The organism is uncultured Blautia sp. (genome assembly GCF_902497045.1).
GTDB lineage: Bacteria > Bacillota > Clostridia > Lachnospirales > Lachnospiraceae > Blautia_A.
The window spans coordinates 1-9,455 of sequence record NZ_CABVDF010000103.1; the positions used below are offsets into that span (position 1 = coordinate 1).

At 42.8% G+C, this 9,455-nt stretch carries 12 protein-coding genes; 2 read left to right on the forward strand and 10 right to left on the reverse strand.

All coding sequences use genetic code 11. The annotated features are described in order from the left end of the window. Window positions 1-11: 11 nt before the first annotated feature. Both RDS42_RS08775 and RDS42_RS08780 read left to right on the forward strand, forming a co-directional pair. Window positions 12-275, forward strand: a complete 264-nt coding sequence (locus tag RDS42_RS08775) for a type II toxin-antitoxin system prevent-host-death family antitoxin (protein ID WP_055158065.1) — start codon at window positions 12-14, stop codon at window positions 273-275. After that, window positions 268-570, forward strand: a complete 303-nt coding sequence (locus tag RDS42_RS08780) for a type II toxin-antitoxin system RelE/ParE family toxin (protein ID WP_118977225.1) — start codon at window positions 268-270, stop codon at window positions 568-570. Before RDS42_RS08775 ends, RDS42_RS08780 begins: the two co-directional genes overlap by 8 nt. Before the next feature lie 94 nt (window positions 571-664). Here the strand turns inward: RDS42_RS08780 and RDS42_RS08785 are convergent, their stop codons facing one another. From RDS42_RS08785 to RDS42_RS08830, 10 genes are all read right to left on the reverse strand, one after another. Continuing rightward, window positions 665-1,246, reverse strand: coding sequence for a hypothetical protein (locus RDS42_RS08785; protein ID WP_308783324.1), 582 nt, complete (start codon window positions 1,244-1,246; stop codon window positions 665-667). A gap of 231 nt (window positions 1,247-1,477) precedes the next feature. Continuing rightward, window positions 1,478-2,107, reverse strand: a complete 630-nt coding sequence (locus RDS42_RS08790) for a hypothetical protein (protein ID WP_308783325.1) — start codon at window positions 2,105-2,107, stop codon at window positions 1,478-1,480. Then, a complete protein-coding gene (locus RDS42_RS08795) occupies window positions 2,104-2,346 on the reverse strand; it encodes a hypothetical protein (protein ID WP_059066994.1) in 243 nt (80 codons plus the stop codon). The genes RDS42_RS08790 and RDS42_RS08795 overlap by 4 nt, the downstream gene beginning before the upstream one ends. 16 nt (window positions 2,347-2,362) lie before the next feature. Next, entirely contained in the window at window positions 2,363-2,890 is a 528-nt protein-coding gene (locus RDS42_RS08800) for an AbrB/MazE/SpoVT family DNA-binding domain-containing protein (RefSeq protein WP_154322851.1), read from the reverse strand. A 61-nt stretch (window positions 2,891-2,951) separates the two neighbouring features. Beyond that, window positions 2,952-3,662: a hypothetical protein gene (locus tag RDS42_RS08805; RefSeq protein WP_308783326.1), complete on the reverse strand. Its 711-nt coding sequence runs from the start codon at window positions 3,660-3,662 to the stop codon at window positions 2,952-2,954. A gap of 18 nt (window positions 3,663-3,680) precedes the next feature. Next, window positions 3,681-5,795, reverse strand: a complete 2,115-nt coding sequence (locus RDS42_RS08810; protein ID WP_308783327.1) for a VWA domain-containing protein — start codon at window positions 5,793-5,795, stop codon at window positions 3,681-3,683. Next, the gene (locus RDS42_RS08815) at window positions 5,792-6,049 is read right to left on the reverse strand and encodes a helix-turn-helix transcriptional regulator (protein ID WP_308783328.1); all 258 of its coding nucleotides are present in this window, start codon (window positions 6,047-6,049) and stop codon (window positions 5,792-5,794) included. The genes RDS42_RS08810 and RDS42_RS08815 overlap by 4 nt, the downstream gene beginning before the upstream one ends. Before the next feature lie 8 nt (window positions 6,050-6,057). Then, window positions 6,058-7,875, reverse strand: a complete 1,818-nt coding sequence (locus tag RDS42_RS08820) for an ATPase (protein ID WP_308783329.1) — start codon at window positions 7,873-7,875, stop codon at window positions 6,058-6,060. Window positions 7,876-7,889: 14 nt separating this feature from the next. Beyond that, window positions 7,890-8,681, reverse strand: coding sequence for a hypothetical protein (locus RDS42_RS08825; RefSeq protein WP_308783330.1), 792 nt, complete (start codon window positions 8,679-8,681; stop codon window positions 7,890-7,892). A 95-nt stretch (window positions 8,682-8,776) separates the two neighbouring features. Further along, complete coding sequence (locus RDS42_RS08830; protein ID WP_308783331.1) at window positions 8,777-9,409, reverse strand: single-stranded DNA-binding protein; 633 nt, start codon at window positions 9,407-9,409, stop codon at window positions 8,777-8,779. Window positions 9,410-9,455: the final 46 nt, after the last annotated feature.

Below are 9,455 nucleotides of genomic sequence, written 5' to 3' on the forward strand. Positions count from 1 at the left end.
AGCGTGGATTTATGCCAGTAATTAAACCGATTACCGAATTGAGAAATACAAATGAGATTTCAGAGTTATGTCATCAACAGCAGGAACCAATTTTTATAACAAAAAATGGATTTGGAGATTTAGTAGTGATGAGTATAGAAGCGTATGATAAACTGATGAGTGAAAAAATAATAGATAGAGCAATACATGATGCAGAGCAAGAGGTTGCCGAAGGAGCAGAACTTTTGGATGCCAAAGAAGCTCTTTCTGTTTTGAGGAGAAAACATTTTGGATAAATATACAGTTAAAATGTTCCCGCAGGCATACCGGGATTTGGACCAGATTTATGAACAGATTGCACTGAATAGTAATTATGATAGCAGTGCAATGGATATTGTAGATCAAATCGAAAAAGCCATTCTTAGTCTTGATGAACAGCCCTACCGAGGGGCAGAACGTAAACGAGGATTTTATGCCTATAAAGGTTATCGGCAGCTATTTGTTTCTGGATATATTATTGTTTATGAGATATTAGAGCCAGAGAAAATAGTAGCTGTTGTAACAGTTAAATATAGCAGAAATGAATTTTAAAGTAGCAAAGCGGCAGTAGAAACTATTTACTGCCGTTTTGCTATGGTATAAGACATGAAAAGAGCCGTCCATCTGGGCGGCTCGAAGTATTTTTTTAGTTGTATGGATTTTCAAACTGGTGGATCCAGATTTCATAGTCTTCTGTCAGCAGTTTTAGCTGCTGGTAAGAGTCAGCCGGATATCCAAGGTCGTGAAAACGCTGAAGAAGGGATGCTTCTGATGAGAAACATTCTTCTATTTCCACACGTTGTCCAAGTGATTCTCCGGAAGGCGTAATGTAAGATTCATTGCAATAGGTCACACAATATTCATCTGGGAAAAAATCACCCGTAAGATCGGTATTATAATAGATTCCACAGCCAGGTTCGATACTTTTTAGTACAAAATGAATCTGATATGTTTCTGCAATTATTTGATATGCATCATAAAGAGGTGTCCATGCAGTTGACAGTGCAATGAAAACGCTATGTTCATTTTTGTCCATGTCTATAATATTTCCCCGTAAGTATATATTCTCAGTGGGAATTTCTTTAAAAGCAAACCAGTTTCCCAGCCAGCCGTTAGACATAGGATCGTTGAAAGAAATAGCTTTGTTTAAATCGTCCCATAAGGCATTCAAGCCGTTTGGATTGTCCGTAGAGTAAAAGTAAACATCATCACAGCAGATATTTGCCATCACTGCACCTCCCCGATCATTTCTTCTATCCGGTCAATTACGCAGTCCAATGTATCATTATAAGCAACATTACAATCTTGTATTTTCTGATAAATGGTATATGCAGTATTTAAGAGTTCCCTGTCTTCCGACAGTGTTTCATAGGGCAGATTGCAGCGTCCAATACCGCTATGCAGTCGGTCTGAACAGCGATTGATAAAGTCTGCTTCCCAATAAGACCGGTGTTGATATTCATAAATGCGATCCTTGCGTTTTTGTATCATATTCTGAAGGAATATGTAGGGAAGGTATTGGTTTAGATTCATTTTGTAACATCTCCTTTTCTGATTGTTGAGGACTGCCGTTATCTGGTTTTATAAACAAAAGGAATTTTCCTTGCAGATCCAGTTTGCGGTCAACCCATTGGTCATTTTCATAAACTTTTCGAGTAATGGTGTTATAGATGATCGGAGTATCTTCGATATGTTCCATATCCACTACCAAACAATCTTTGCGTGCAATATAAGGATAGAGTGCATCCTCAATGCATCCCCTGAGCTTTAGAGCCTGCCTATGCAGGAGTTCCACATCATACGTTTGGGACAATGAATGGTTCATTTCCTTTAGCATTCCGGAAGTGTTGATGATTTCCTGTATAACGGAATATTGTTCTTCTTTCTCTTCATCCGGATTCATTAGAAGTTTTGAAAAAACCACTTCTTTAACAAATGCGGTGGCGGTCTCGTTGATCTGTCTGATCAGAGCCTTGTAAGGCACTTTGTATTGTGTCTTTAGAATATGAAGAGGCACCTGTTCCCGATTTTTCTTTAATGTAGAGAGCAGCTTACATAGGCTGCTCCCCAATTCATATACATGACTCAAGCACACATCACTTCCGAAACTGGTTCAGAGGTATAGCTTAAATGGTAAATGGTGTTTTGCGTTTCAAATACCACACCATCTGCAGATACTTCCTGAATAGTGATAACTCTGGATGTTATCATAGAACGTGATCCGGTTCCGATAATAACGGCACGTTCCCCAATACGAAGCGGGAAACAGATCTGTCCGGTGAGTAATGTTTCTTTTTTGCAATTAGTATTTATTTTCTGATTCATCATGGTGTTTACACTCCTTTCACTGATTGATATAGCGGGTGATGGCGGCTGCAGTCATCTTTGCACACCCCAGTTCCATTTCGCTGAAATTACGGTCATTGATCGGACAAAGCAGTAATCCAAGTGCCGATCCATATCTGGTTTCACCGGGGATTGGGAAAAAGGCAGATACTGGATACCTGCCGGAAGGAATCGGATAAACGCCATCCTGCAGAGAAAATAACTGCATGGTTTCCTTCTGGACAAATTGACGTATGGTTTCCGTTACCGGCATGTTCAGTGCGGCATGATAATTTTTTACTGCAAGTACCTTTGTTTCATTGCAAAGCAGAATGCGACTGGGAACATTGGCATGAAGAATGTCTAAAAACTCCTTTAGACCTGCATCCAGAGGAATGTATGCGGTCTGTTTACGGAGCAGGATATTCTTTTCATTCGCTTCCAGAGCGAGTAAATCGCCTTCCTCAAGTTTCAGGGCTTTCCGGACCTGAATGGGAATGACGATACGCCCCTGTCGATCCATGTTCAGTAAGGTTGCATATTCCATAAAGTCCTCCTTTCTTTTACAAAAAGAGCAGCCATTGAAGACTGCCCTTTCTAACGTTCTATTACGCAACGTAAAAATTTGGTTCTGCGTATTGTCCTTGGTTATATGGTGCTGCGGCTGGCTGTTGTGCCTGTCTTTGTTGGTTCAGCATCTGCTTACCGTTTATGATTAAGGTCGGTGCATAGGCTGCTTCCCAGTTGGTGATGTAGGAATCCACTCGTTTTAAGAGGGTATAAAGATCCATATCTGTCAACTGTATGAAAGCAGTTTTTTCTGAAACAAAGCTTTTTGCCTGCATATAGGAACCACCATTTCGATTCTGTTTTTTAATTCCTTTCCCGTTGACAATCTGGATTCTCCAGGGACTGTTCTGAACTTCCTGTTTGCTGTTATACACATGGCGGGATATAAAGAACTGCTGTGCAGTAGAGTATCCGTTCGCATCTGGATTTCCAAAGATTTTGCTCTGACTCCATTCAAATTCCGGGAACCCGGCTGTAATTCTGGTTAAGAGAAATTGGATTTGCTCTGGTGCGAGATGAAATCTGGTAATGATATTCCGATCTCCTGTACCACTGGAGTAATCCTGAATGGAAATCCCAATGAGAGAGTGTGCCTTGTGTCCATTTTCCGCATATTCTCCTTTAGCGTGTAGCTGGGCAAAGGAGTTATAGGTAGTAGTAAGCAGTTTGTCGTAAAACGCAATCAGTTTTTTATCCGTTTGGATCTTGCAGATTTGGTCTGTGATACGGTTCTGATATGTTTCATTCATTTTAGTTATCCCTTCTTTCTATTTAAGATATTGTTTTACAAGCTGTGTCATGTTCTTTGGCAGATCCTCTAATCTGGTTATGTCTAAGAAACCATCCTTGTAAATTCGGCGTATGTTCTCCTTATCATCCCCAATGGCTGCCGCAAACGTGATTACCCCACGCTTTTGAAATTCTTTCTTGATTCCGCGAAGATCTGCTTCCGCTGCTGTACCAGAGTATCCACCTGCAGCCGGTTGACCGTCAGAAATGATGATCAACAGCTTTCTTGTTTCCGGACGTTTTGCTAAATGCTCTGCCACAAAGCGAAGAGCAGCGCCATCCCGGTTACCTCCTCTGGCTGACATATCCATCAGACGATAACGGTCAGATGCATCCAGAGAATCAAATTCGGCGTAGGAATAAAGATCCACATCATCATAACCGGTGGAATGTCCATAAATTGTAATTGGAATTCCCAGGCTGATGCAGAAATCATATAAAACGATTGCTGTTTTTCTTGCATGTGTAATCCGGTCACCCCAGTCCATAGAGCCGCTTTCATCCACCAGTAATCCAACTGCCAGTCGCTGTTCATCATTTGGCAGGCGTGTACGGGTAAAGATGGTTCCGTCTTCCCGGTGCAGGACGCGCATATCCAGACGTTTTCCAAACATCAGATTCTTTTGTTTTCCACCTTCTGCTTCATCCTTCAGCAGTGGCAAAATGGAATTTTGCAGACGTTTGGATGCCCGTAAAAGCGGTGTGGCAATCTGACTGTATTCCCGAATCAGGAAATCGGAAACGGTATTCATCCGGTGGACCGTAACGTGGATACCGGCATGTGCATTTCCATAGTTGATTTCATCTGCAGTTTTCTGGAGTTCTTCTGTTAGCTCCTGTTCATACTTTACTTCTGCAATCCCTGTTGCCACATCTGTTAAGATGCGGGCAAGATCAGATGCGGCATGTTCGTAGCCGGAACCAGAATACTGATTTTCAAAGGTAATCCCCGGATTATTGCCATCCATAATACTTGTTGTTTTGGCAAGTTCAATCCTCCCACCTTCTTCCTGAAACACCTTCTTAGCAGCTTCCATTAACTCTTGTCTGCCCTTTGGGGAAAGATCCACACCTGGAGCAGAGCCGTTGGAAGGTCCGCCAAGATTTTTGGGGATGCCTCCGTTTTTTCCGATAGGGAGTGGGCTTGCACCGGTTAATTCATTTCCAAGTATCTTTTCTAAGTCATTCGCAGCGCCTTCTTCATCTTGCTTTTCCAATTCTTCCCGCATTTTATCCACCAAAGGTTCAATGTATTTCCAGCAGATGACTGCCAAATGGTTACTGGCTGCCATACGGGCTTTCCCTTCTGGTGCATTTAAGGCTTCATCAATGTATTCGGTGCAGTCCATCAGTGTATCCATATATTCGCCGGAGTAGTCGGTACGGTTGTTGATGTTGCCGGTCCGGCAGTAGGATAACAGAAGATTACTCATAATAGAAAAGGGTTGGTATCCTTGAGCAATCTGGTCGTGGATGTCCGGAATCAGTTCAGTCATGCGGAAATGATTCATCTGGATTCCCTGCTTGAACGTGCCGGGACAGTCTTCACACATACGAGCTTCTATATAGATGTCTTCTAGGATGTTGTTAATTTGTGCAGCGCAGCGTGAGAGTGTTAAGCATACAGCTCTATCTTTTTCTTCCATAGCCTCGGTAATGACATCCAGGTTTCTCTGATATTCCGGATAGTTTATTTCCGGTGGTTCAGGATAAAAAATCCCCTGTTCCAATTTTGTAAGATAGAGGTTAAGGGAAGTAAAATCAGAATATCGAAGATGTGCGGTCTCATGCCCGGTAAATCCGCTGATACTCAATGCCCGCAAAAAGCGGGAAGGGAAACTTTGTGTAATGGGGTTCCCGGCATTGCAATGGATTTTATAGTTATCGGTATAAGCAACTCCGGCATCTTCTGATGTATCCCAGTTTGTGATAACCTGTAACCCATAGCGAGAACGGCCAGTAGCCGCTTTCGCCAGGGAAGTCTGGTGCTTTTGGAATGCTGCTGAGAGGAATAGTTCCTCATCTGAAATCTGCAGTTTGGTATCCTGAATCATTCGTTTTAAAGTTTTTTGGTTACTGTTCAATGTATTCACCTTTCCTTCTTTCGCATATTTGTGGTCAAAAGCTCCTCTACTGTACAGCCGTAATAATTCGCCAGGCGAAGGACTGCGTATGCCATGGGAGTAGCTTTGCCATTTTCATAATTCATAACAGTTTTGGTTGGAAGCTGTAGATACCTTGCCAGCGCTTTTTGTGACAATCTGTTTTTCCGGGATTTCCGAAGGAAGATCAGATTTTGTGCCAGTGTAAGGCGAAGCTCCTCTTCTGGATAATTTCGTTTCATCATAACATCACTTATGCCGCAATTACGGTTTCCAGACAACTGCCTTCAATCTCCAAACGGCTTTCTGTATCTGCCGTTACGGAAGAAAGGATCGTATAATGTGCGGCTTCCATTAAATCACCGCATACCATAAAGGATTGTACCCATGCGATTAGTTCTCGGATTCCACAGCATCCATCAGTAATCAGGTTGTCCTGACAATATTGAGCAATGGATCGTACAATCTGAGCCATGGTGCGAACAGATTTTTTATCTGCGCAGCCGGTAATGGCAAGCACGCGTTCAATCATGGTGTCTTCGTCTGGTTCATCCATATCAATGACTAAGTTCATTCTGGAAATGACGGATTGATTCATTGGACGACATCCTGCATAGTCATTGTTGGTTGTAACTACGATGATTGTATCTGAATGGCGTTTGATAACTTCTCCGTTTGGCAGAAATACGCTGTTGCAGCGATCCAAAAGAGAATTTAAACCAACCAGAACACCAGGGTTTGCAATGACCGTAGGCTCTTGGATTTCTACCAGATACCCATTACGGATTGCTTCTACCAACGGGGTATCCACATAGCGGAAGCGTTGGCTTTTGGATGTTTCTGTATATTTCTGGTGCATTTCTTCAAAAATGTGATCCACTAATGTTTGATAGACTATATCTTCCGTTACTGTTTCATCATAGGTTCCGGTCAACTTTTCGTAGGCAGTAGCCGGATCCAGCATAATGTCCTGGAATGAAGGGAGTTCTGTTTGAATGGATGCCATTTTCCCATCTACATCTGGGAGAATCTGACCAAGCAGATCAAAAATCTCTGTGTTTGCAGAGCAGGTAATACAGCGGTATGGCAGATGCATACCGGCTGCGATTGCCTTGGCACCTTCAGTTTTCCCGGTTCCAGCAGGTCCCCGGAGGAGAAAATTACGCATTGGTTGATTGGTGCTGGTAGTTAATTTGGCATGTTCGCAGATCCTTTGGATTTCCTTTGGTATGATGTACCAGTCTTCAAGGATTGGAACTGTTAATTCTTCTTGGGGAGTGAGTGTCCGGGACTCGGACAGAATGTATTTGCTGACAAAATCACTTTGTAAAATGGAGGTGTGGCTGCGTTTGTAACTGACTCCGCTTTTTAAGACCTGAAAGGTTCCCTGTATCACATCAGTAGGTGCAAATACACCCTTTTGGATGTTTAGAGGAGTAAGTCTTTGAATCAATCCTTTTGCCGGAATATCATTTTTGATATTTCCGGAAGGAAGTGTATCACCATAGCGGATCCGGCGATAAACATTATCGCAGAGAATAGCGGCTGTCTGAGCTGCTTCATCCATATCCGGATACCCGCGTTCCCGTTGTTCTTTCAATTCCTGATATTTTTCACTGAACTCTTCGTCACCAAGGAATGTTGGCATGAGAGCAAAGTACAGAGCAGAACCTGAGTTCCCTGTTTCCGTAAATTGGTAAGCTTCGGACTGGGTTTCCAGATCCAGAGGCTGTTCAAATTTACCAGCAATAAACTTTCCAGTGATGCGGTTATAAATCACCACATGGAGTTGTCCGGTTCGGCTTGGATATTCTGCAATCGTAAAATTATTGGACTGACTTCCGATAGCTCCTAATTCTTCCGGAGTTTTTCCGGCTGGAGGATTTTCCAGATCCATATAGGTGAACACTGCCTGTAAAGTTGCGGCGTGTAGTGTTGCCTTTTTTTGTGGCTGGGTACAATATCTGGAAGAAATATTTTTAAATACAGCACTACTGCCTGAATATACATCAAATGGTTCCGGCAGTGAGCGCTGAAACGTCCATGTTGGTACTAATTTTGTATTTGACATCTTTTGATCCCTCCTTATTCTTTGATCCAGGACAACTCAAGTGCCTGATCTGTTTCTTTTGCGGTCAGATCCTCTTTCTGGAAAAGTGTGATTAAAACATCCCAGTAATTGCGGGGTGGAAAATAGTCAAAGTGGTCTTTGATTTCCTGTGTGTCCCCGTTCTGAATATAAATCTGTCCGGATTCATTGATATAAAGTTTCTTATGTCCTTTGGCATGTAACTGCCCAATGAGATTTTCCAGTTTGACTTTTCCTATGAGAGTATACCAAGACTCTGGATCAGCTTCCGGTGTATCCCCTTCTTCAGAAGGGATGTTCGATTTCTTTAAACTAGAAATAGTGAGCATCTGAAGTTCCAGGTATCCATACGGGTTCATGCGAACTTCTGCAAAATTATAGTCTTCTGTATGAAAGGTACGAAGCCGTATGGTACAGCCACTTAGTAGCTGCTCCATAGAGGGGTGTTTTTGAAACTCCCAAGTGGCATCCGGAAAGGCAGCTTGAAGCTTATCTGTAATTTGATAACTAATTTGCCTCCAGAGAAGCTTTTCTGCATCAGTGACCGGTTCTGGATTTTTCAGCCACGTCCAGGGTTTTTGGTGTCCTTTTGTCCGGCGATAAGACAGTTTGCGTGAAAGTCTTGGAAAAGCCGGAAGAATCAGGGAACCAATAACCAGGAAAAGACCAGAAATTCCGATACCTGCAAGTAGGAAGTGATTTTTACTGTTTGGAACAAAAATCAGTGTTACAAATAGGATAGAAACAATCATACATAAAGTTTTAGGTGTTTTTCTTTTAGATTTCATGTGCGTTTTCTCCTTTCAGAAAAAAAGGAACTGCAAAAGGTCAGTATTACTGACCAGATGCAATTCCTCTTGACTTTCAGTTCATTGATTTGTTTTTACGGGAATGGAAGCTGCTGTGGTGGCATGCTTTCTGGAATATTGGTAAATCCATCTCCAGAATAATTGCCTGCGACTGGTGCTACATTTGCAGGATTTCCCTGTGGCATCGAATAACCAGCCTGTGTTTGTGGCATTTGCTGTCCCGTTGCATTCTGCATGGTTTGGTTAGCGGGCATTGCCCCGTTCATTCCCATGGCAGGTCCACCAGGATATGCAGAACCCGTACCCGGTGCTGCAGGTGGTGGAGTAGTTCCGGCGGCAGGATTTGCAGTGCCTGCCATTGCATTTCCATCAGTGCGGTTCGCTGGTAAGAACTGCCAGTCTTTTACCGTAATATGAGCGTCTAAACCCGGCTGACCGGCACGTTCCCCTTTCTGATAAAGAAATGGGCGTAGTTCCAATTCGCCGTATACCAGTAAGCAGGTTCCTTTTTTGACACCTGCTTTCCCAAGACGGTCAGCAAGAAACTTGTTGCAGTAGCACTGATAGAAAACGGCTTCATCGTTTCCGTCGGCGCCTCTCTGGTTGGTTGCAAGTCCAAGGTTTATATATTCTGTACCTGTGGTTCTCCCTTGCTGTATAACCGGATCGGCAGTTACCCTTCCTGTTACTAAGATGATTGATGACATAAAAATCTCCTTTCTGCCTCTATGGGCGTTAAAATAATAAAATAGG

Bases quoted from the DNA above. Each gene is read 5' to 3' on its own strand.
- RDS42_RS08805 (WP_308783326.1), bottom strand. From the start codon at position 3,662: ATGAATGAAACATATCAGAACCGTATCACAGACCAAATCTGCAAGATC.
- RDS42_RS08800 (WP_154322851.1), bottom strand. From the start codon at position 2,890: ATGGAATATGCAACCTTACTGAACATGGATCGACAGGGGCGTATCGTC.
- RDS42_RS08795 (WP_059066994.1), bottom strand. From the start codon at position 2,346: ATGATGAATCAGAAAATAAATACTAATTGCAAAAAAGAAACATTACTC.
- RDS42_RS08775 (WP_055158065.1), top strand. From the start codon at position 12: ATGCCAGTAATTAAACCGATTACCGAATTGAGAAATACAAATGAGATT.
- RDS42_RS08820 (WP_308783329.1), bottom strand. From the start codon at position 7,875: ATGTCAAATACAAAATTAGTACCAACATGGACGTTTCAGCGCTCACTG.
- RDS42_RS08825 (WP_308783330.1), bottom strand. From the start codon at position 8,681: ATGAAATCTAAAAGAAAAACACCTAAAACTTTATGTATGATTGTTTCT.
- RDS42_RS08785 (WP_308783324.1), bottom strand. From the start codon at position 1,246: ATGGCAAATATCTGCTGTGATGATGTTTACTTTTACTCTACGGACAAT.
- RDS42_RS08815 (WP_308783328.1), bottom strand. From the start codon at position 6,049: ATGATGAAACGAAATTATCCAGAAGAGGAGCTTCGCCTTACACTGGCA.
- RDS42_RS08830 (WP_308783331.1), bottom strand. From the start codon at position 9,409: ATGTCATCAATCATCTTAGTAACAGGAAGGGTAACTGCCGATCCGGTT.